This window comes from Vibrio sp. 99-70-13A1, assembly GCF_013114625.1.
Lineage (GTDB): Bacteria > Pseudomonadota > Gammaproteobacteria > Enterobacterales > Vibrionaceae > Vibrio.
Genome location: NZ_VTXD01000001.1, coordinates 361,891 through 382,119, shown reverse-complemented (window position 1 = coordinate 382,119; position 20,229 = coordinate 361,891). Strand labels below are relative to the sequence as shown.

Sequence of the window (20,229 nt, the reverse complement as noted above, 5' to 3'; positions counted from 1 at the left end):
TAGAATCGTTTTTTAATATAAACTCGGCGCCGATAAATTGACGAAAACAGTGGTATAGAGATTGCTATACCTATAAGCACTCCTTTTTCTGCCTCACCGTATGAGCAAGACTCTCAAATGTGCTCTGAACCGAATTAACCGAGACGTAGCTATAATATATGAAGTTTTCTTTACCATTTGCGAATAAGCTTCCTAACCTCTCTAACCGAGCGATGCCCTCAATTGGCGCGCCTGTTATGGTGCTTTCAACACTCGCGATGGTTGTGTTACCTATCCCTCCTTTCTTGTTGGATATGTTCTTTACTTTCAATATTGCGCTTTCAATGGTTGTGCTTTTAGTGACGGTTTATACCCGTAGACCATTAGACTTTGCAGCTTTCCCTACCGTACTTTTAATTGCAACCTTGTTAAGGCTAGCACTAAACGTTGCTTCTACACGTGTGGTATTACTTCACGGTCATGAAGGTGGCGATGCTGCGGGTAACGTTATCGAAGCATTCGGTAACGTTGTGATTGGTGGTAACTATGCCGTTGGTTTAGTGGTGTTTTTAATCTTAATGATCATTAACTTCATGGTTGTAACCAAAGGTGCTGGTCGTATCTCAGAAGTAAGTGCTCGTTTTACGTTAGATGCGTTACCTGGTAAGCAAATGGCGATCGATGCCGATTTGAATGCAGGGCTTATCGACCAAGAACAAGCACGAACCCGTCGTTTTGAAGTAACTAAAGAAGCTGATTTCTACGGTTCAATGGATGGTGCGTCAAAATTTGTAAAAGGTGATGCCATTGCCGGTATCTTAATTCTATTCATCAATATCATTGGTGGATTGAGTATTGGTATGGTTCAGTTTGATTTAGGTTTTAGAGAAGCAATCGAAATCTACACCTTGCTGACCATTGGTGACGGTCTTGTTGCTCAAATTCCATCACTACTTCTTTCTATCGCTGCGGCGATGATGGTAACTCGTCAGAATACTGATGAAGATATGGGACAGCAGTTAGTTTTCCAACTGTTTGATAACCCTAAAGCCTTAATGATCACCGCTGCTATTTTAGGTGTGATGGGTATTGTTCCTGGAATGCCGCACTTCTCCTTTTTGAGCCTGGCTGTTATCGCGGGTGGTTGTGCTTACATGATCGACAGAAAGCAGAAAAAAGCAGAAAAAGAACCTAATTTACCTGCGACTATTGAAGGCGGTGGTGAAGCTGCATCCCAGAAAGAGCTCTCTTGGGACGACGTTCAACCTGTCGATATCATAGGACTTGAGGTTGGTTATAGGCTGATTCCACTTGTTGATAGAGACCAAGGTGGTGAGTTGTTGGAGCGAGTCAAAGGGGTTCGCAAAAAACTGTCGCAAGATTTTGGTTTCCTAATCCCAGCCGTACATATACGAGATAACCTCGAATTAACGCCAAACAGCTACCGAATTACTTTAATGGGTGTTGCGGTAGGTGAAGCAGAGATAAGACCCGATCAAGAACTCGCGATTAACCCAGGGCAGGTCTACGGCATGATTGATGGTGAGCCGACGATTGACCCAGCTTTCGGTCTGGAAGCAGTTTGGATTCGTGAAGAGCAGAGAGAGCATGCTCAAGCTCTTGGCTATACGGTTGTAGATTCATCAACAGTTTTGGCTACACATCTAAGTCAGCTACTTACGAATAATGCTTCTCAGTTGATTGGACATGAAGAAGTTCAGAACTTACTCGAAATGTTGAGTCGCTCGACACCTAAGCTGGTAGAAGGCTTTGTTCCTGACCAATTGCAGTTAGGAGTTGTGGTTAAGGTCCTACAAAACTTGCTAAATGAAGCTATACCTATAAGAGATGTAAGAACAATTGTTCAGACTTTGTCGGAGTATTCAAGTAAGAGTCAAGAACCTGACATACTAACCGCCGCTGTTAGAATAGCTTTAAAACGATTAATTGTTCAAGAAATCAATGGCATAGAGCCAGAGTTGCCAGTAATTACTCTAATTCCCGAGTTGGAACAAATCTTGCATCAGACTATGCAGGCGTCGGGTGGTGAATCGGCTGGAATAGAGCCGGGGCTTGCTGAAAGGTTGCAAACATCACTTAGCCAAGCAACTCAAGAACAAGAATTGAAAGGCGAACCAGCAGTGCTGCTTACTTCTGGGGTATTACGCTCTACACTCGCCAAATTTGTTAAGAACACGATACCTAGTTTAAGGGTGCTTTCTTATCAAGAAATACCAGACGAAAAACAAATACGAATAGTGCAAGCTGTCGGTAATTAGATCCTCTAAACAATACGGATTATTGAATTGAAAATTAAACGGTTTTTTGCCAAAGATATGAGAACGGCGCTCCTCCAAGTGAAAGAAGAACTTGGCTCGGAAGCTGTGATCATGTCAAACAAAAAAGTCGCTGGTGGGGTTGAAATAGTAGCGGCTATTGATGGCGAAGCGGGTAATGCCTCCTCGAACCCACGTTTAACTCAGCCTCAAAAGCAGCAAACTCAATACACACAAATGTCATCCCCCGCAGCTACTGCTGCACGTCGTTCATTAGAAGATGACCGAGTGAGCTTAAATGCGAACTCAGAAGCGGGTCGTTCGATGACAAAACGATTTGCTAATATGCTAAAGCAATACAGCAATGGGGCCGATGGAACACAAGAGCATAAAGCGGAGAATGAAGATTCACTTTCAGCTCTTTTAAATCGACAGGCTAAAAGTTCTCACAATGTAGATGGTGCTTTTGGTCATGAGTCGGGGTTAGCAAAGCTAATTTCTGAAGATCGTCGTGTCGAGCGACCCGCTCCACGACTTGATCCAACTCGTTACGATCGTGGGCGTGAATCAAGCCCGCAAAAAAGCTCTGATACCGAAATGGAAACGATGCGAGAAGAAATGACGTCTATTCGTCGTTTATTAGAGCATCAAGTTTCTGGGCTAATGTGGCAAGAAGTCGAGCGCCGTGAGCCTTTAAGAGCAATGCTTATTAAACGTTTGGAGCGCATGGGAGTCTCTTCTGAGCTTGCAGACCAAATGGCTTGTTATATTCCTGAAGATACTAAGCCAGCTCGAGCGTGGAAGGCTTTGCTTTCACTAGTAGCCGATCAAATAACGGTTACTCAAAAAGATATTCTGAAGCGAGGTGGTATTGTTGCCTTGCTTGGACCTACTGGGGTAGGCAAAACGACGACGGTTGCAAAGTTAGCCGCACGTGCAGCAATGGAGTACGGCTCAGACAACGTCGCGTTGGTTACAACAGATACTTACCGTATCGGTGCTCATGAACAATTATCTATTTATGGCAGAATTATGGGTTGTCCTGTAAGAGTTGCTAAAGATTCCAGTGAGTTAGCCGATGTAATATATCAGCTACGTAATAGACGACTGATTTTAGTCGATACAGCAGGTATGGGGCAGCGTGATGTTCGTTTATCGGAACAGTTAGATACGCTTATGCAAGAGAGTGGGTCTGTGATTCATAGTTACCTAGTTCTTCCTGCCACAGCCCAACGGAAAGTATTGCAAGAGACAATTGAACATTTTAGACGCATTCCTCTTTCGGGATGCATTATGACTAAGCTTGATGAATCATTGAGTTTGGGTGAATTCATCAGTGTAGTAATTCAAAATGCATTACCAGTTGCTTACATAGCAAATGGCCAACGAGTTCCTGAAGATATTGTGATAGCACAGCCTAAGTATATGATTGCTAAGGCTAATGACTTGCTTGAAAAATCAACAGAGAATGAACCTCATTACTGGAACAGTGATTCCGAAGGACTCTAGGCGGCGGACAAATATGACTCAAAATATGATACATGATCAAGCTAGCGGCCTCCGTCGCTTAACGAAGCCTTCACTTACTAAAGTAATTGCGGTTACTGGTGGTAAAGGCGGTGTCGGTAAATCGAATGTAACCTTAGGGCTTGCCATTTGTATGGCGCGTCAAGGTAAAAAGGTTATGGTTCTGGATGCTGATTTAGGATTAGCGAATGTAGATGTCATGCTAGGTATTCGTTCTAAACGTAACTTAGGGCATGTACTGGCTGGTGAATGTGAGCTAAAAGACGCAATTGTTGAAGGTCCTCATGGGATTCGAATCATACCTGCGACTTCTGGAGCTCAGAGTATGACGGAACTTTCTCATGCTCAACACGTTGGTCTTATACGTGCATTTGGTTCATTAGAAGATGAAATGGACATCTTGTTAATTGACACGGCAGCTGGTATATCTGATATGGTAGTGAGCTTTTCAAGAGCCGCTCAAGATGTCGTTATTGTTGTTTGTGATGAACCTACATCTATTACTGATGCCTATGCTTTAATTAAGTTATTAAGCCGAGAGCATCAGGTGCAGCGCTTCAAAGTTGTTGCAAATATGGTCAGAAGCTACCGCGAAGGTCGAGAATTATTTGCAAAGTTGACCTTGGTCACAGAGCGCTTCTTGAATGTGAGCCTCGAACTCGTAGCATGTATTCCTTTAGATGATAAAGTACGACAAGCAGTTAAGAGACAAAAGATCGTAGTAGATGCTTTTCCTCGTTCGCCAGCTGCGTTGGCCATTAGCTCCTTAGCTAATAAAGCCTTAACCTGGCCAATACCGAAAACACCGAGTGGTCATTTGGAGTTTTTTGTAGAAAGATTGCTAAACCGTAATGAATTCTTAGAGGAACCGTTTGGTGAATAAAGCGCTTACTTATGATCAGCATGCAAATCTCAATAGCCAACAGGCATTTTTTGAGAAGTATTCTGTGTTGGTTAAACGTATCGCTCATCATTTATTAGGGCGATTACCGCCTAACGTATTAGTTGATGATTTAATTCAAGCTGGAATGATTGGTTTGATTGAAGCCCAACAAAATTATGATGGCTCAAAGGGTGCAAGTTTTGAAACTTACGCTGGTATAAGAATTCGTGGTGCGATGCTTGATGACATCCGCCGTGGAGATTGGGTTCCGAGATCCGTACATAAGAATAATCGCGAAATTAGCAGCGCGATCTCAGAGCTTGAAGGTGTACTCAACCGTGACCCTAGTGATGCCGAAGTGGCAAAACACATGGGACTTTCACTTGAGCAATATCACAGTGCACTTACCGATATCAATTGTTCTAGGTTGGTTGGAATTGAAGATTTAGGAGTGTCGGATGATGCGATATCTCCTAATGATGATTCACACGATAATGCCCCTTTTCAAGGTGTTGCCGATGAGTCATTCCGCCAAGCATTAATTGATTCGATAAAACAACTTCCAGAGCGTGAAGGTTTAGTACTTTCGCTCTACTATGATGAAGAATTAAACTTGAAGGAGATTGGGGAAGTATTAGGTGTCAGCGAATCTCGTGTCAGCCAAATATTAAGCCAATCTATGCAGCGTCTACGCACTAAACTAAGTGCATGGACTCAGAACGACTAACAACACTGGTTCTACTCAGTGGAGGCAATTTTGAACAAAAACATGAAAATTCTCATTGTTGATGACTTTTCAACGATGCGCCGTATTGTTAAAAACTTATTACGCGACTTGGGCTTTAATAATACTCAAGAAGCGGATGATGGTTTAACTGCGCTACCAATGCTTAAAAAAGGTGAGTTCGATTTCGTAGTAACTGACTGGAATATGCCAGGAATGCAAGGAATTGACCTACTAAAGCACGTTCGTGCTGATGCTGAACTTAAGCACTTGCCTGTTCTGATGATCACTGCTGAAGCAAAGCGTGAGCAAATTATTGAAGCAGCACAAGCTGGTGTAAATGGCTATATTGTCAAACCATTTACAGCTGCAACACTAAAAGAAAAACTAGACAAGATTTTCGAGCGTTTATAAGCACGGAAGACTTGTTTTCAAGGCGCTTCCTAATTAATTGTAAACCATCATTTGTGTTGGCTTAGTTAAGAAGCGTTAGAAACATGCGGAGAAAGGCCTGATCAGGATGATTTCATTAGAACAAGCAAAAAAACTGGTGCAGTTGCTTGAAAATCACGAGCAGCAAGAAGCGGACTCTCTTGTTAAAAGCATTGTTGAAGGTAGTGATAATACGACCCTTCAAGATAATCCAATGCTTCAAGAGATAGGTACGTTAACTCGTGATCTACATGACTCATTAACTCAATTTAACTTTGACGATCGCATGAGTGTTATCGCGAATGACGAAATTCCTGATGCAAGGGATCGCCTTCAATACGTCATAGATAAGACAGAGATTGCAGCCAATAAAACGATGGATGCAGTCGATCGTTGTATGCCAATTGCAGACAACCTTCATGAGTGTTTACTTCAAGTTAGGCCTCAATGGAATGAACTGATGCACGGTCGAATTGAGCTTGCTAAATTCAAAGCTCTATGTCACCGCATTGATGGGTTATTGGTCCAAGTAGAAGGTGATAGTACTGAGCTACGTGGGCAATTAACCGAAATCTTAATGGCACAAGACTTCCAAGATTTAACAGGGCAAATCATTACTAAAGTGATTACCTTAGTGAATGAAGTCGAAGGTCGCTTAGTTGAGATCCTTACTGTCTTTGGGGCAAATCAATCAGAACAGAATTCCGACGCAGAGAAAAAAGCATCAATCGAAGCTGAAGGGCCAATTCTAAACCCTGAAGAGCGTGAAGATGCGGTTGCATCACAAGATGAAGTCGATGATTTGTTATCCAGTCTCGGATTTTAAAGGTAACGTATGAGCTACGAATTAGATGAAGACATTCTTCAGGACTTTTTAGTCGAAGCTGGAGAAATTCTAGAATTACTATCAGAACAGTTAGTAGAGTTAGAAAATAACCCTGATGATAAAGAGTTATTAAACGCAATTTTCCGTGGTTTCCACACGGTGAAAGGTGGTGCTGGGTTCTTAGCATTGACTGAGCTGGTTGATACGTGTCACGGCGCTGAAAATATCTTCGACATTTTACGAAATGGTCAACGAAGTGTAACCGCTGGTTTAATGGATACGATGCTTCAGGCACTCGATACTATTAACGTTCAATTTCAAGCTGTGCAAGATAGAGAGCCTCTGGTTCCTGCGACTCAAGAGTTACTTGATGAGCTTCATCGCTTATGCAAACCTGAATCTGCTGACGCACCTGTTGAGATTCCTGAAATCCCAGTACCGACTCCAGAGCCAGTCCAGCCCGTTGTACAAGCAACAAATATTAGTGCATCGTCCGTTGATGAAATCTCTGAAGATGAATTTGAGAAGTTACTCGATGAACTTCACGGTAAAGGTGGAGCGCCAAATGCCGCAGTAGCAGCAGCTCCTGCTGCCCCGGCACCAGTATCAACAATGTCCGATTCTGGTGATATTACGGACGATGAGTTCGAAAAACTGCTCGATGAACTGCATGGTACAGGTAATAGCCCTACATCTAATGATGTACCTCCACCACCTCCAGTCACACCGCCGCCAGCTACTTCTGCATTTGCTGGTGATGATCTAATGACTGATGCTGAATTTGAAAGCTTACTTGACCAATTACATGGTTCAGGTAACGGTCCGTCTATAGAAGAGTTGGATGCTGCAACAAAACCTGCAGCCGCGCCTGCTCCTTCTACACCAGCGGCTTCTATACCAACACCGCCTCCTGCGCCAGCACCTGCTCCTAAACCGGCAACTAAAAAAGCTGAACCAGTAGCGAAAGCCCCAGCTAAGCAAGAAGCGAAGGCTCCGGCAGCTAAGAAACCTCAAGCAGATGCTACTGTTCGTGTTGACACCTCAACACTTGATACCATTATGAATATGGTCGGTGAGCTTGTTTTGGTTCGAAACCGTCTAGTGAGTTTGGGGCTAAATAGTAATGATGAAGAAATGGCGAAAGCGGTTTCTAATCTAGATGTCGTCACGGCTGATTTGCAAGGCGCGGTAATGAAAACGCGTATGCAACCAATCAAGAAAGTATTTGGACGATTCCCTCGCGTTGTACGTGATTTAGCACGTAGCTTGAAAAAAGATATCGTTCTTGAAATGCGTGGTGAAGAAACTGATTTAGATAAGAACTTAGTAGAAGCTCTTGCCGATCCACTTATTCACTTGGTTCGTAACTCGGTTGACCACGGAATTGAAATGCCAGAAGACCGCTTGTCTGTTGGTAAGTCACGGACAGGTAAAGTAATCCTTTCTGCTTCTCAAGAAGGTGACCATATTGAACTTGCTATCGTTGACGATGGTGGTGGTATGGACCCAGATGTGCTACGTGGGATTGCGGTTAAACGAGGGATTATGGATGAAGACGCGGCTTCGCGTTTATCAAACAAAGAATGCTTCAACTTAATTTTCGCTCCAGGCTTCTCTAGTAAAGAAAAAATCTCAGACATCTCTGGTCGTGGTGTTGGTATGGATGTTGTTAAAACAGCAATCAATACGTTAAATGGCTCTATTGATATCGACTCAGAGCTAGGTAAAGGCACCAAGATTACAATCAAGGTTCCACTGACATTAGCTATTTTACCAACGCTAATGGTAGGTGTAGCAGGTCATCCGTTTGCATTACCACTGGCATCTGTTAATGAAATTTTCCATCTAGATTTAAGCCGCACTAATGTGGTTGATGGGCAATTGACTATCATTGTTAGAGATAAATCGATCCCACTATTTTATCTACAAAATTGGTTAGCGCCACAAGCTGGCACTATTGAACTGCGTAAAGGGCATGGGCATGTTGTTATTGTTCAGCTTGGTAGTCAACGTGTAGGATTTGTGGTTGATACCTTGATTGGTCAAGAAGAAGTGGTTATCAAACCTTTAGATAACTTGTTGCAAGGAACGCCTGGTATGGCTGGCGCAACAATTACAAGTGACGGGCACATTGCATTGATTTTAGACGTGCCTGATCTACTAAAGCAGTATGCAGCTGCTTCAAGAATTTAATTAAGGATAGATATGGCGATTAAAGTATTAGTCGTTGATGATTCGAGCTTTTTTCGCCGTCGCGTAAGTGAGATCATTAATTCAGAGGCTCGCCTAGAAGTTCTAGATGTTGCAGTAAATGGTAAAGAAGCAGTAGAAAAAGCAAAGCAACTCAAACCTGATGTTATTACTATGGATATTGAGATGCCGGTTATGGACGGTATTACTGCTGTTCGTGAAATCATGGCTGCTTGCCCAACTCCGATTTTGATGTTTTCGTCATTAACTCATGACGGTGCAAAAGCAACGCTAGATGCACTAGATGCGGGTGCTTTAGACTTCTTACCTAAGAAGTTTGAGGATATCGCTCGAAATAGAGACGATGCGGTTGTTTTACTTCAGCAGCGAGTTCTAGAAATCGCTTCTAAACGTGGATTGATGCGCCGAGCTCCAATTCGTCCAGCTGCTACTGCATCAGCGCCTGTTCGTCAAACAGCGACAACGGCAAAACCAGCATCAGTGGTTAAAGCTAAATATCGAGCATCAGGGAAAAAGTATCAATTAACTGCAATTGGTACATCGACTGGTGGTCCGGTTGCGTTACAAAAAATTCTGACTCGTTTACCTGCTAATTACCCACATCCCATTGTGTTAATTCAGCATATGCCAGCAACCTTTACTGCTGCTTTTGCTAGCAGGCTGAACACTCTATGTAAAATAGAAGTGAAAGAAGCGCAAGATGGTGATGTATTAAAGCCTGGTGTTGCGTATTTAGCTCCAGGTGGTAAACAAATGATGGTTGATGGCAGAGCGGGTTCTTCACGCCTTCGTATTCTTGATGGCGGGGAACGAATGAACTATAAACCTTGTGTTGATGTAACATTCGGTTCTGCAGCGAAAATATACGGCGATAAAGTCTTATCTATGGTGCTTACCGGCATGGGAGCTGACGGTAGAGAAGGTGCTCGAATGCTCAAATCTGCTGGAGCAACCATCTGGGCACAAGACGAAGAAAGCTGTGTTGTTTACGGTATGCCTCAAGCTGTCGCGAAAGCGGGGATCTCAACGGAAGATCTTCCATTAGAGCGAATTGCTGAAAGAATGCTTGTTGAAGTTGGATTATCGTAGGTATAGCGCATGATAGTTTGGAGTGTTGCAAACCAAAAAGGTGGTGTTGGTAAAACCACAACAACGGTTACCTTAGCTGGCTTACTGAGCCAAAAAGGGCACCGAGTGTTACTTGTGGATACTGACCCTCATGCATCACTAACTACGTATCTGGGTTATGATTCAGATACGGTTGAAGCCAGTTTATTTGATCTTTTTCAAATTCGTGAATTTTCGAAGCAAAGTGTTAAGCCACTTACTTTAAAAACGGAAGTTGAAGGGATCGATATTATTCCAGCGCACATGTCACTTGCAACACTTGATCGTGTAATGGGTAATCGCAGCGGTATGGGGTTGATTCTAAAAAGAGCAATCACAGCCCTGCAAGGTGAGTATGACTATGTATTGATCGACTGTCCGCCAGTTTTAGGTGTGATGATGGTTAATGCTTTGGCTGCCAGTGACCGAATTTTGATTCCTGTTCAGACAGAGTTTTTGGCATTAAAAGGTTTAGAGCGAATGATAAGAACGCTTACCATTATGCAGAAATCTCGTAAGTCACCTTTTCAGGTAACCATCGTCCCGACTATGTATGACAAGCGAACTAAGGCTTCTTTACAAACACTGACTCAGTTAAAGCAAGAATATCCTGACCAAGTTTGGACCTCAGCTGTTCCAATAGATACGAAATTTAGAGATGCCAGTTTAAAAAGGCTGCCAGCTTCTCATTTTGCATCTGGTAGTCGTGGAGTGTTTGCGTATAAACAATTGCTTATTTACCTTGAGAGGTTGGCGATAAATGAGCATCACTAACAGTTTATCTGGCGAACAAGCTCTTGATGATTACTTCACTGCATTATTAGATGATACGCCTGAGTTTGACGAAGAAAATCAGCTTGTTAATCAAGTGGATGGCTTATCATCTGCAGAGCCAGAGCCAGAGCCAGAGCCAGAGCCAGAGCCAGAGCCAGAGCCAGAGCCAGAGCCAGAGCCACAACCTCAGCCTAAAACGTTTTCAACGTATGCTGAACTTAGGGCTCAAGAATTTGAAGTTCCAAACTTAGAAGATGTCCAAAAGCTTCTAAGTCAATTGGAATCGACTAACATCGTGGAAGAATTAAACCTCGATGAAGTCATGGATAGAAATACTCAGCAGATAGCTTTGAAGGCGGAAGAAGCAGTTCCAGAATCTATTCCTGTTAATGATACTGCGATTGTTGAAGAAGAAATTCAGGGCTGGGATTTACCAGAACCAGAACCAGAACCAAGAATATCGGATGAAGCGTTATGGGCTCAACAAGCTCTATCTGCTGCTGCATCAATAGCTGAAGATACTCCGGCTATTGATGACCAAGATATTGAAGAAAAAGAGATTGAAGCACCAAGCCAACCAGAAATAGAATTGCAGACACAAAGTGGTGGCAGTGATTTAGGCTCTTGGAAGAGCACAATCCGCAGTGAAGATTTCCAAGTACTCTATTTTGATGTGAATGGCGTTACATTTGCTGTTCCTTTAGATGAACTAGGTGGTATTCACCAACTTGGTGATTTGAGTCATTTGATTGGTAGACCTAAATGGTATCTTGGTCTTCAGACCAATAAAGATAATCAGCTTGATGTGGTAGATACTGCAAAGTGGGTAATGCCAGAAAAATTAACGGATGATGAGTACAAAGAAAAGTACCAATACATCGTTATGCTTGGTGAGAGCTTATGGGGTTTGGCAAGCACTGAACTCAAAGGTACCGAGCTACTGAATACAGATAAAGTACGTTGGCGAGAAATGGCAGGTAAGCGTCCATGGCTCGCTGGTATGGTAAAGGAAAAAATGTGTGCTTTGATTCACGTTGAAGCATTAATAGCTATGCTTAATGCAGGGCTTGATGTAAAAGCATTAGATTAAAAAATAAGTCGGGCACGACATTAAGAGGAATAAAGATGAACGAAGTTGAAGTAAGAAAAGATCAAGGTAATGATGAAGTGCTTCAGTGGGTAACTTTTCAACTAGAAGAGGAAACTTACGGCATCAATGTAATGCAAGTTCGTGAAGTATTACGTTATAGCGAAATTGCTCCTGTACCTGGCGCTCCTGACTATGTACTAGGGATTATCAACCTGCGTGGTAATGTTGTCACTGTTATTGATACTCGCTCTCGCTTTGGTCTAATGCAAGGTGAGATCACTGATAATACTCGTATTATTGTGATTGAATCTGAGCGTCAAGTTATTGGTATTCTTGTTGATAGCGTAGCTGAAGTTGTGTATTTACGTTCTTCTGAAATCGATACAACGCCAAGCGTTGGTACTGATGAAAGCGCTAAGTTCATCCAAGGTGTAAGCAACCGAGACGGCAAACTACTTATTCTAGTCGACCTTAACAAGTTATTAAGCGAAGACGAATGGGATGAGATGGCTCACCTATAATGTTTGATGCATTTCAAATAAGCCCTGCTTTATTGTTGATTGGAGCAGGGTTGATTACCTTGCTTCTTATCGGGTTATTGACCCGTGTTAAAAATGTTATCCAGAAGCAAGTAGATCAATCTCGATTGCACGTTCGAAACATTGAAAAAGAACTTCAAAAATCAAGCAAACAGCTTTTAGAAGTTCGCTCTGTTGTCATTGGCTTAGGCCAAAAAGTGACAGAGCAAGAAGATGTTATTAAACATCTTAGCGAACGAATTGTTGAGCTTGAACATGTAGACACTGACGGTCGGCTTTATACAAGAGCGACTAAGATGGTGCAACTTGGTGCTGGTATTAATGAGCTTATTGAGGAATGCGAATTACCAAAGGCTGAAGCTGAATTGATGATGTCATTACAGAATAAGCTGGCGGGAAAAGAAAAGGTTCCACCGTTACGCAGCGATCCTTCACCACATCATGAAAGGTCTCTTCATCCGGATAGAAGAAAACCTCAGCGACGCTAGCTACGGTTACCTATATTAATTCTAAAATTAAGAAGCTTCGGCTTCTTTTTTTGTTTCTGTAAGTCACTATTTATAGAACGATGTTTATAAGTATATGTATCAGTAGCTGTTCCTTTAAATAAGAGAAAATATGTAAATTGTGATGGTGTAGTTACAGTTTCTTACCGAGATTGTTGTTTCGTAAAGACCTAATCCTATTTTGTCCCTTAAGTGCTGTGTTACTATAGCCCACTTATTATAAGATCCAATTTACCTACAGATTAGACCAAACTACCTATGTTAGAAGTCACCAACTTAACTGCAATTCGTGATGAAAGGGTTCTTTTTGAATCACTTTCTTTTCAACTGAAATCGGGTGAGCTCGTTCAAGTTGAAGGAAGGAATGGTACGGGGAAGACAACACTTCTCAGGATTATTGCGGGCTTAGGTGACCGAGATGAAGGCTCAATTTATTGGGATGGTGAATCAATTCAGTCTAATCGTGATGCTTACCACCAAAACCTATTATTTTTAGGGCACCAAACCGGTGTAAAGCGAGAGTTAAGCGCATTTGAAAACTTACGCTTTTATCAATCTATCCATAATGTCAATGCAACGAAAGATGATATCTATGGAGCATTGGCTCAAGTGGGCTTAGCGGGAAGGGAAGATGTGCCAGCAGGGCAGTTATCCGCAGGGCAGCAACGCCGCGTGGCTCTCGCTCGTTTATGGTTGAGCAATCAAATGCTCTGGGTTTTGGATGAGCCACTGACTGCAATAGATAAACAGGGTGTGAAAGTATTGGAGTCGCTTTTTTCTAAACATGCTGATAACGGTGGTATTGTTTTATTAACAACTCACCAAGATATGTTTGCCGATAGCCCGAAACTTCGAAAAATAAAGTTGGGTGAGTAACATGATTTCATCAATGACCACAATTATTCGACGCGAGCTACTTATCGCCTTTCGCCGTCAAGCTGATATTTTTAACCCACTGTGGTTTTTTATCATCGTCATAACTTTATTCCCTCTAAGTATTGGACCTGAGCCAAACTTACTAGCTCGTATCGCGGCTGGTATCGTATGGGTGGCAGCTTTATTGTCGGCTTTATTGTCTTTAGAACGGTTATTTCGTGATGATTTTCAAGATGGTTCGCTTGAGCAGATGATGCTTATGCCCATCCCGTTGCAGTTGGTCGTCTTGTCCAAAGTCATAGCGCACTGGTTATTGACTGGGTTACCCTTGATTTTAATTAGTCCACTACTGGCTGTGCTCTTATCGTTAGACTTCGACACTTGGTTAGCGGTTGTCTTAACTTTATTAGTTGGTACTCCGGCATTAAGCTTTATTGGTGCGATTGGTGTTGCCTTAACAGTGGGTTTACAAAAAGGTGGAGTGTTGTTAAGCCTGTTAATACTTCCTCTTTATATCCCTATACTTATATTTGCAACATCAGCGATAGATGCTGCAGCTTTAGGGGTCGCTTATGATGGGCAACTTGCCATTTTAGGAGCAATGTTTATGGGTGCGATGACTCTAACCCCATTTGCGATAAGCGCAGCTCTACGAGTCAGTGTGAATTAATTTTTAGATAGTGAACTTATTACACTTACCTAACTCATAGAGTCCGGTAAATAAGCAAATACAAAATAATAATAATCACAGCTAATAGTTGTTGTGAGCAATATGAAGTAAGAGTGAGAACATATAATGTGGAAATGGCTACATCCCTACGCCAAAGCAGAGGCTTCATACCAGCTCGCTGGTAAACTTCTGCCATGGTTTTCAATTCTAGCGTTATTCTGCCTATCTGTAGGTACGGTTTGGGGCTTAGCATTTGCTCCTTCGGACTATCAACAAGGCGATAGCTTTAGAATCATTTATATCCATGTTCCATCTGCAATTTGGTCTATGGGCGTATATATGTCTATGGCAATTGCGGCTTTCATTGGGCTTGTTTGGCAAGTTCGCTTATCTGATATGGCAGCTCTTGCAATGGCGCCTATTGGTGCGGTATTTACCTTTATTGCGTTATTAACTGGCGCTGTTTGGGGTAAACCAATGTGGGGTGCATGGTGGGTATGGGATGCACGGCTAACTTCTGAACTTATTCTTTTATTCTTATACCTTGGTGTGATTGCTTTACACCACGCATTTGATGACCAAAAGACAGCCGCGAAAGCCGCAGGCATTCTTGCGATCGTTGGTGTGATTAACCTACCTATTATTCATTTCTCAGTTGAATGGTGGAATACGCTTCACCAAGGCGCAACAATCACCAAGTTTGATCAGCCTTCTATTTCATCTGATATGTTATGGCCATTACTGCTTAATATCTTTGGTTTTGCCTTCTTCTTCGGAGCTCTCACTATGGTTCGTTTTCGTAACGAAATTATCTGTAAAGAAAGCCATAGACCTTGGGTCCGTAAACTTGCCGCTGAAAAAGCACAGTAAGGTAGATTATTATGTATTTTGAATCCCTGAGTGATTTCTTTGCAATGGGAGGCTATGCCTCTTATGTATGGAGCGCGTTTGGAATTACCTTTTTATCGATGTTCATTCTTATGATTGTAAGCATGCGTCGTGGAAAACAACTACTCAATGAAGTACAAGCAAAAGTCGATCGCCAAGAGCGAATTGATGCAGCGAAAAATATGGAGAACACTCTATGAATCCGAGACGTAAAAAGAGGTTAGGCATAGTACTAGCAATCTTTTTTGGTATCAGTGCGACAATTGGTTTAATGGTCTATGCACTTAACCAGAACATGGATTTGTTCTACACACCGACTGAGCTTGTAAACGGTAAAGATGGTAAGAAACCTGAAGTAGGGCAGCGTCTACGCATTGGCGGAATGGTTGTTGTAGGTTCAGTGAAACGTGACCAAGAATCTTTACGCGTAAGTTTTGATTTAGCTGATATTGGTCCCAAAGTTACTATTACTTACGATGGCATTCTTCCTGATCTATTTCGTGAAGGGCAGGGTATTGTCGCTCAAGGTGTATTAAAAGACGCCACAACTATCGAAGCATTCGAAGTACTTGCTAAGCATGATGAAGAATACATGCCATCTGAAGTTGCTGAAGCCATGAAGAAAACCCATGAGCCTCTGCAATATTCAGAAGAGCAAACAAAAGGAGCATATGAATGATCGTTGAGGTCGGCCATTTTGCCATGATCCTATCATTAGGGTTGGCATTATTATTAAGCGTTTTACCTTTGTATGGCGCAGCGAAAAACAACACAATGCTAATGAACACCGCAAGACCTTTGTCTTGGGGTATGTTCCTATTCTTAGCTGTGTCGTTTGTCATTTTGTGTTATGCCTTTTATACCAACGACTTTACTGTTCAATACGTAGCAAGTAACTCTAATAGCCAATTACCTTGGTATTACAGAATTACTGCAGTTTGGGGGGCTCATGAAGGTTCATTACTGCTTTGGGTTCTTATCCAAGCGGGTTGGACTGTTGCCGTTGCTACCTTTAGCCGCGGAATGCCGCAAGAATCGGTTGCTCGCGTATTGGCAATTATGGGTTTGATCACAGTAGGGTTTTTACTGTTCATCATCGTTACTTCTAACCCATTCCTACGTACTCTTCCATTCTTCCCAGTTGATGGTCGTGACTTAAACCCGCTTCTACAAGATCCAGGTTTAATCATTCACCCACCAATGCTTTACATGGGGTATGTTGGTTTTTCTGTAGCGTTCTCTTTTGCTATTGCCTCTTTAATGAGCGGCCGATTAGATACAGCATGGGCTCGCTGGTCTCGCCCTTGGACAATCGCTGCGTGGTTATTCCTAACGCTAGGTATCTCTCTTGGTTCATGGTGGGCATATTATGAACTTGGCTGGGGTGGCTGGTGGTTCTGGGATCCAGTAGAAAACGCATCTTTCATGCCTTGGTTAGCTGGTACAGCACTAATGCACTCATTAGCGGTAACTGAAAAGCGCGGTACATTTAAGGCGTGGACAGTATTACTGGCTCTTTCAGCATTCTCATTAAGTTTATTAGGTACGTTCTTAGTTCGTTCGGGCATTTTGGTTTCTGTTCACGCATTTGCGTCAGATCCAGCTCGCGGCATGTTTATCTTAGGTTTCTTAGTATTTGTTATTGGTGGCTCACTACTATTGTTTGCTGTAAAAGGCGCGGCAGTCCGTGTGCGTGGTAACTTTGATCTTGTATCAAGAGAAAATGCTTTATTAGGAAACAACATCATACTCATTGCTGCGCTTGTCGTTGTATTAGTGGGTACATTACTGCCGTTAGTTCATAAACAACTTGGTTTGGGTTCCGTTTCAATTGGCGCACCATTCTTTGATATGTTGTTCTTCTGGTTGATGATTCCATTCTCGTTCTTGTTGGGTATCGGTCCTCTGATCCGTTGGAAGCGTGACAACTTATCTAAGCTTGTTAAACCTATGCTTATTTCAGGTGTTGTTTCACTGACACTCGGTGGTCTGCTGATCACAGTTCTAGCTGAGCGCTTTAATGGTACTGCTTTCACTGGTTGGGTGATGGCAATTTGGATCATTTCCATGCACGGTTTTGAGTTACATGAGCGTGCAACCCATCGTCATACTTTCTGGAAAGGCGTGACTAAATTGCAACGTAGCCATTGGGCTATGGTGTGTGGTCACCTTGGTTTGGCAGTGGCTGTTATTGGTATTGCTATGGTTCAAAACTACAGTATCGAAAGAGATGTACGTTTAGCGCCTGGTGAAAACTTCCAATTGAATGAATACAACTTCTACTTCTCTGGTGTACGAGATAAAGACGGCCCTAACTATGATGGTTATATTGCTGACTTTGAAGTTACTAAAGAAGGTAAATACATCAATACATTGCATGCAGAAAAACGTTTTTACACAACAGCTAAGTCAATGATGACAGAAGCGGCAATTGATAGAGGCGTTACTCGTGACCTTTATATTGCAATGGGTGAACGTTTAGACGACAACAAGTCTTGGGCTGTGCGTATTTACTACAAACCGTTTGTTCGCTGGATTTGGGCAGGTTCAATCATTATGTCTCTAGGTGGCATTATTGCAATCACTGACCGTCGTTACCGTTTTCGTAAACCATCGAAAAAGCAAGAAGCAGTAGAGCAGGAGGCATAAATGAACAAGAAGATTCTATTTATCCCACTGGTTGCATTTATGGTGCTCGCCGCCATATTTGCTACGCAACTGGTTCGTAACCAAACTGGGGATGATCCTACCAAATTGGAATCCGTCCTGATTGGTAAAGAAGTGCCTGAATTTCGATTAGAAGACTTAGCAGAACCTGGCAAGTTGTATGATCAAGCTGTATTTAAAGGTGAGCCTCTGCTACTGAACGTTTGGGCGACTTGGTGCCCAACTTGTTACGCAGAACATTCATACTTAAACCAGCTATCTGCGGAAGGCGTAAAGATCATCGGTCTGAACTACAAAGATGATCGCACTAAGGCTGTGGGCTGGTTAAATGAGTTGGGTAACCCATATCTGATCAGCTTATTTGATGGTGATGGCATGCTTGGTTTAGATCTTGGCGTTTATGGCGCACCTGAGACTTTTCTTATTGATGCAAATGGCATTGTTCGTTACCGCCATGTAGGGGATGTAAACCCTGCAAATTGGGCTGAAACCTTGAAGCCAATGTACCAAGCGTTGTTGGAGGAAGCGAAATGATGAAACGTGCTTTATTCGCATTACTTGCCACTTTCGCTATTTCTTTTACGGCAACGGCAGCTATTGAAGTGTATGAGTTCGATACTCTAGATCAAGAGCAGCAATTTAAAGACTTAAGTAACACTCTGCGCTGTCCTAAATGTCAGAACAATACCATTGGTGACTCTAATGCGGAACTCGCACAAGATCTTCGCCAAAAAGTATATGAAATGACAAAAAAAGGGCAGTCAGAGCAAGAGATTATTGATTACATGATCGCTCGTTACGGTAATTTTGTGACTTATAATCCGCCGCTGACACTAGCGACATCTATTCTTTGGGTCGGTCCTTTTTCTGTCATCATCTTAGGTTTTGGTTTGATCATATTGAGAAGCCGTAAGACCAAAGCAAAAACTGCTGGCTCGAAAAAGAGTTGGGATGAAGATAAAGAAGCTCGCTTAAAAGCACTGCTAAACGAGAAGAACGACGGAGATAAAGAATAATGACCCTTTTTTGGATTTCTACGGTTGTTCTAACTCTAGCTGCAATTGCCTTGGTTGCTGTGCCTTTCTTGAAAAGAAAAGCGAACAACGATGAAGCACTGCGCGACGAATTGAACAAAGCTTTCTATAAAGATCGCTTGTCAGAACTTGAAGTAGAAGCGGCTGAAGGTTTGGTGGAAAACCAACAAGACCTGATTGCCGATCTAAAACAATCACTGCTTGATGATATTCCAGCAGAAGTTAAACAGCAGAAAACAAAAACTTCTATTGTTGGAGTACTTGTACCTTCAATACTTTTAGTTGTGTTGATTTCTTACGGTATGTACTACAAGTTCGGAGCGGCGGATAAAGTCCTTCATTGGCAAGAAGTGAGCTCTAACTTACCTGCATTGTCTAAAAAACTAATGTCGGGAAATGGTGATGTACTAAGTGATGATGAATTAGAAGACTTAACTCTAGCGCTTCGTACTCGTCTTCATTACCAGCCAAAAGATTCAACTGGTTGGTTATTACTCGGTCGTATTGCCTTAGCAAATCGTGATGCCGGGACTGCAATTGATGCAATGGCGAGAGCATACAAGCTAGAACCTGAAAATAAAGACGTTCAACTTGGTTACGCGCAAGCATTAATGCTGTCTCAAGATGAAGCTGAACAAAATGAAGCCCGTTTATTACTGAGCCGTTTGATCAAAAACGATTACGTTGATATTCGAGTGTTCTCTTTATTGGCTTTTGATGCTTTTGAAAGACAAGACTACGCTGGCGCTGCTAAATACTGGAGCATCATGCAACAGATGATTGGTCCAGAAGACAGCCGTTATGAAATGTTGGCTCGAAGTATTGAAAGTGCGAAAAAGAAAATGAGCCCAGCAGAAAACGCGGTAGCTGGTAAAAGTGTTGCAGTGACATTAACGCTATCTGATCAAGTGAATGCTTCGCCTGAGTCAGTGTTAATCGTATCAGTTCATAGTGCAGATGGCTCGCCAATGCCTATTGCTGCTGCTCGTTACCCGCTTGGCAGTTTTCCTCGCACGGTTGTGTTGGATGACGGAAACAGCATGATGCAAGGTCGTAACCTTTCTAGCTTAGATACTTTAATGGTTAGAGCAAGGTTAGACAGTGATGGTAATGTTGCTACACGTGATGCTGATTGGTACGGTGAAAGCGAAGTTGTAGAACTTGGTGCACCAGTAACCGTTATTATTGAGAAACAATATCAATAGTATTAAGCCGTAAGC

General features: G+C 42.4%; 21 protein-coding genes. All 21 read left to right on the top strand.

Features of this window, described 5'->3' with window-relative positions:
* Positions 1 to 158: 158 nt before the first annotated feature.
* The 21 genes from flhA (at position 159) to ccmI (ending at position 20,214) form a co-directional block, all read left to right on the top strand.
* The gene (flhA, locus tag F0226_RS01680; protein WP_171733992.1) at positions 159 to 2,258 is read left to right on the top strand and encodes a flagellar biosynthesis protein FlhA; all 2,100 of its coding nucleotides are present in this window, start codon (positions 159 to 161) and stop codon (positions 2,256 to 2,258) included.
* A gap of 27 nt (positions 2,259 to 2,285) precedes the next feature.
* The gene (gene flhF, locus F0226_RS01675) at positions 2,286 to 3,764 is read left to right on the top strand and encodes a flagellar biosynthesis protein FlhF (protein WP_171733991.1); all 1,479 of its coding nucleotides are present in this window, start codon (positions 2,286 to 2,288) and stop codon (positions 3,762 to 3,764) included.
* Positions 3,765 to 3,777: 13 nt separating this feature from the next.
* Entirely contained in the window at positions 3,778 to 4,665 is an 888-nt protein-coding gene (locus F0226_RS01670; protein WP_137372315.1) for a MinD/ParA family protein, read from the top strand.
* Positions 4,658 to 5,392 (top strand): RNA polymerase sigma factor FliA, encoded by a 735-nt coding sequence (locus F0226_RS01665; protein ID WP_171733990.1) that lies wholly within the window; start codon positions 4,658 to 4,660, stop codon positions 5,390 to 5,392. Before F0226_RS01670 ends, F0226_RS01665 begins: the two co-directional genes overlap by 8 nt.
* A gap of 42 nt (positions 5,393 to 5,434) precedes the next feature.
* Positions 5,435 to 5,803, top strand: coding sequence for a chemotaxis response regulator CheY (cheY, locus tag F0226_RS01660; protein WP_012603445.1), 369 nt, complete (start codon positions 5,435 to 5,437; stop codon positions 5,801 to 5,803).
* 106 nt (positions 5,804 to 5,909) lie between these two features.
* Positions 5,910 to 6,647, top strand: a complete 738-nt coding sequence (locus tag F0226_RS01655) for a protein phosphatase CheZ (protein WP_171733989.1) — start codon at positions 5,910 to 5,912, stop codon at positions 6,645 to 6,647.
* Between the two features lie 9 nt (positions 6,648 to 6,656).
* Positions 6,657 to 8,840, top strand: a complete 2,184-nt coding sequence (locus tag F0226_RS01650) for a chemotaxis protein CheA (protein WP_171733988.1) — start codon at positions 6,657 to 6,659, stop codon at positions 8,838 to 8,840.
* A 12-nt stretch (positions 8,841 to 8,852) separates the two neighbouring features.
* On the top strand, positions 8,853 to 9,947 hold the full coding sequence (locus tag F0226_RS01645) for a chemotaxis response regulator protein-glutamate methylesterase (protein ID WP_171733987.1): 1,095 nt from the start codon (positions 8,853 to 8,855) through the stop codon (positions 9,945 to 9,947).
* 9 nt (positions 9,948 to 9,956) lie between these two features.
* Positions 9,957 to 10,739 carry a ParA family protein gene (locus F0226_RS01640; protein ID WP_171733986.1) on the top strand — a complete coding sequence of 261 codons (783 nt, stop codon included), beginning with the start codon at positions 9,957 to 9,959 and terminating at the stop codon, positions 10,737 to 10,739.
* Complete coding sequence (locus F0226_RS01635) at positions 10,726 to 11,829, top strand: chemotaxis protein CheW (protein ID WP_171733985.1); 1,104 nt, start codon at positions 10,726 to 10,728, stop codon at positions 11,827 to 11,829. The genes F0226_RS01640 and F0226_RS01635 overlap by 14 nt, the downstream gene beginning before the upstream one ends.
* 35 nt (positions 11,830 to 11,864) lie before the next feature.
* Positions 11,865 to 12,350, top strand: coding sequence for a chemotaxis protein CheW (locus F0226_RS01630; protein ID WP_137372322.1), 486 nt, complete (start codon positions 11,865 to 11,867; stop codon positions 12,348 to 12,350).
* Entirely contained in the window at positions 12,350 to 12,856 is a 507-nt protein-coding gene (locus F0226_RS01625; RefSeq protein ID WP_171733984.1) for a DUF2802 domain-containing protein, read from the top strand. Before F0226_RS01630 ends, F0226_RS01625 begins: the two co-directional genes overlap by 1 nt.
* A 276-nt stretch (positions 12,857 to 13,132) precedes the next feature.
* Complete coding sequence (gene ccmA, locus F0226_RS01620) at positions 13,133 to 13,750, top strand: cytochrome c biogenesis heme-transporting ATPase CcmA (RefSeq protein ID WP_171733983.1); 618 nt, start codon at positions 13,133 to 13,135, stop codon at positions 13,748 to 13,750.
* A 1-nt stretch (position 13,751) separates the two neighbouring features.
* A complete protein-coding gene (ccmB, locus tag F0226_RS01615; RefSeq protein ID WP_171733982.1) occupies positions 13,752 to 14,420 on the top strand; it encodes a heme exporter protein CcmB in 669 nt (222 codons plus the stop codon).
* 126 nt (positions 14,421 to 14,546) lie between these two features.
* Positions 14,547 to 15,290: a heme ABC transporter permease gene (locus F0226_RS01610; protein ID WP_171733981.1), complete on the top strand. Its 744-nt coding sequence runs from the start codon at positions 14,547 to 14,549 to the stop codon at positions 15,288 to 15,290.
* Positions 15,291 to 15,301: 11 nt separating this feature from the next.
* Complete coding sequence (ccmD, locus tag F0226_RS01605) at positions 15,302 to 15,508, top strand: heme exporter protein CcmD (protein WP_171733980.1); 207 nt, start codon at positions 15,302 to 15,304, stop codon at positions 15,506 to 15,508.
* Entirely contained in the window at positions 15,505 to 15,987 is a 483-nt protein-coding gene (gene ccmE / locus F0226_RS01600) for a cytochrome c maturation protein CcmE (protein WP_171733979.1), read from the top strand. The genes ccmD and ccmE overlap by 4 nt, the downstream gene beginning before the upstream one ends.
* Positions 15,984 to 17,957 (top strand): heme lyase CcmF/NrfE family subunit, encoded by a 1,974-nt coding sequence (locus F0226_RS01595; protein ID WP_171733978.1) that lies wholly within the window; start codon positions 15,984 to 15,986, stop codon positions 17,955 to 17,957. Before ccmE ends, F0226_RS01595 begins: the two co-directional genes overlap by 4 nt.
* Complete coding sequence (locus F0226_RS01590) at positions 17,958 to 18,509, top strand: DsbE family thiol:disulfide interchange protein (RefSeq protein WP_171733977.1); 552 nt, start codon at positions 17,958 to 17,960, stop codon at positions 18,507 to 18,509.
* Positions 18,506 to 18,991, top strand: coding sequence for a cytochrome c-type biogenesis protein (locus F0226_RS01585; protein ID WP_171733976.1), 486 nt, complete (start codon positions 18,506 to 18,508; stop codon positions 18,989 to 18,991). The genes F0226_RS01590 and F0226_RS01585 overlap by 4 nt, the downstream gene beginning before the upstream one ends.
* Positions 18,991 to 20,214 (top strand): c-type cytochrome biogenesis protein CcmI, encoded by a 1,224-nt coding sequence (gene ccmI, locus F0226_RS01580; RefSeq protein ID WP_171733975.1) that lies wholly within the window; start codon positions 18,991 to 18,993, stop codon positions 20,212 to 20,214. The genes F0226_RS01585 and ccmI overlap by 1 nt, the downstream gene beginning before the upstream one ends.
* Positions 20,215 to 20,229: the final 15 nt, after the last annotated feature.

Excerpts from the sequence above, each read along its gene's own strand:
- F0226_RS01640 (WP_171733986.1), top strand. The coding sequence starts at position 9,957 with ATGATAGTTTGGAGTGTTGCAAACCAAAAAGGTGGTGTTGGTAAAACC.
- F0226_RS01670 (WP_137372315.1), top strand. The coding sequence starts at position 3,778 with ATGACTCAAAATATGATACATGATCAAGCTAGCGGCCTCCGTCGCTTA.
- cheY (WP_012603445.1), top strand. The coding sequence starts at position 5,435 with ATGAAAATTCTCATTGTTGATGACTTTTCAACGATGCGCCGTATTGTT.
- ccmA (WP_171733983.1), top strand. The coding sequence starts at position 13,133 with ATGTTAGAAGTCACCAACTTAACTGCAATTCGTGATGAAAGGGTTCTT.
- ccmE (WP_171733979.1), top strand. The coding sequence starts at position 15,505 with ATGAATCCGAGACGTAAAAAGAGGTTAGGCATAGTACTAGCAATCTTT.
- F0226_RS01650 (WP_171733988.1), top strand. The coding sequence starts at position 6,657 with ATGAGCTACGAATTAGATGAAGACATTCTTCAGGACTTTTTAGTCGAA.
- ccmI (WP_171733975.1), top strand. The coding sequence starts at position 18,991 with ATGACCCTTTTTTGGATTTCTACGGTTGTTCTAACTCTAGCTGCAATT.
- F0226_RS01630 (WP_137372322.1), top strand. The coding sequence starts at position 11,865 with ATGAACGAAGTTGAAGTAAGAAAAGATCAAGGTAATGATGAAGTGCTT.
- ccmB (WP_171733982.1), top strand. The coding sequence starts at position 13,752 with ATGATTTCATCAATGACCACAATTATTCGACGCGAGCTACTTATCGCC.
- F0226_RS01645 (WP_171733987.1), top strand. The coding sequence starts at position 8,853 with ATGGCGATTAAAGTATTAGTCGTTGATGATTCGAGCTTTTTTCGCCGT.
- F0226_RS01595 (WP_171733978.1), top strand. The coding sequence starts at position 15,984 with ATGATCGTTGAGGTCGGCCATTTTGCCATGATCCTATCATTAGGGTTG.
- F0226_RS01655 (WP_171733989.1), top strand. The coding sequence starts at position 5,910 with ATGATTTCATTAGAACAAGCAAAAAAACTGGTGCAGTTGCTTGAAAAT.
- F0226_RS01585 (WP_171733976.1), top strand. The coding sequence starts at position 18,506 with ATGATGAAACGTGCTTTATTCGCATTACTTGCCACTTTCGCTATTTCT.
- F0226_RS01590 (WP_171733977.1), top strand. The coding sequence starts at position 17,958 with ATGAACAAGAAGATTCTATTTATCCCACTGGTTGCATTTATGGTGCTC.
- F0226_RS01635 (WP_171733985.1), top strand. The coding sequence starts at position 10,726 with ATGAGCATCACTAACAGTTTATCTGGCGAACAAGCTCTTGATGATTAC.
- F0226_RS01625 (WP_171733984.1), top strand. The coding sequence starts at position 12,350 with ATGTTTGATGCATTTCAAATAAGCCCTGCTTTATTGTTGATTGGAGCA.
- F0226_RS01610 (WP_171733981.1), top strand. The coding sequence starts at position 14,547 with ATGTGGAAATGGCTACATCCCTACGCCAAAGCAGAGGCTTCATACCAG.
- flhA (WP_171733992.1), top strand. The coding sequence starts at position 159 with ATGAAGTTTTCTTTACCATTTGCGAATAAGCTTCCTAACCTCTCTAAC.
- ccmD (WP_171733980.1), top strand. The coding sequence starts at position 15,302 with ATGTATTTTGAATCCCTGAGTGATTTCTTTGCAATGGGAGGCTATGCC.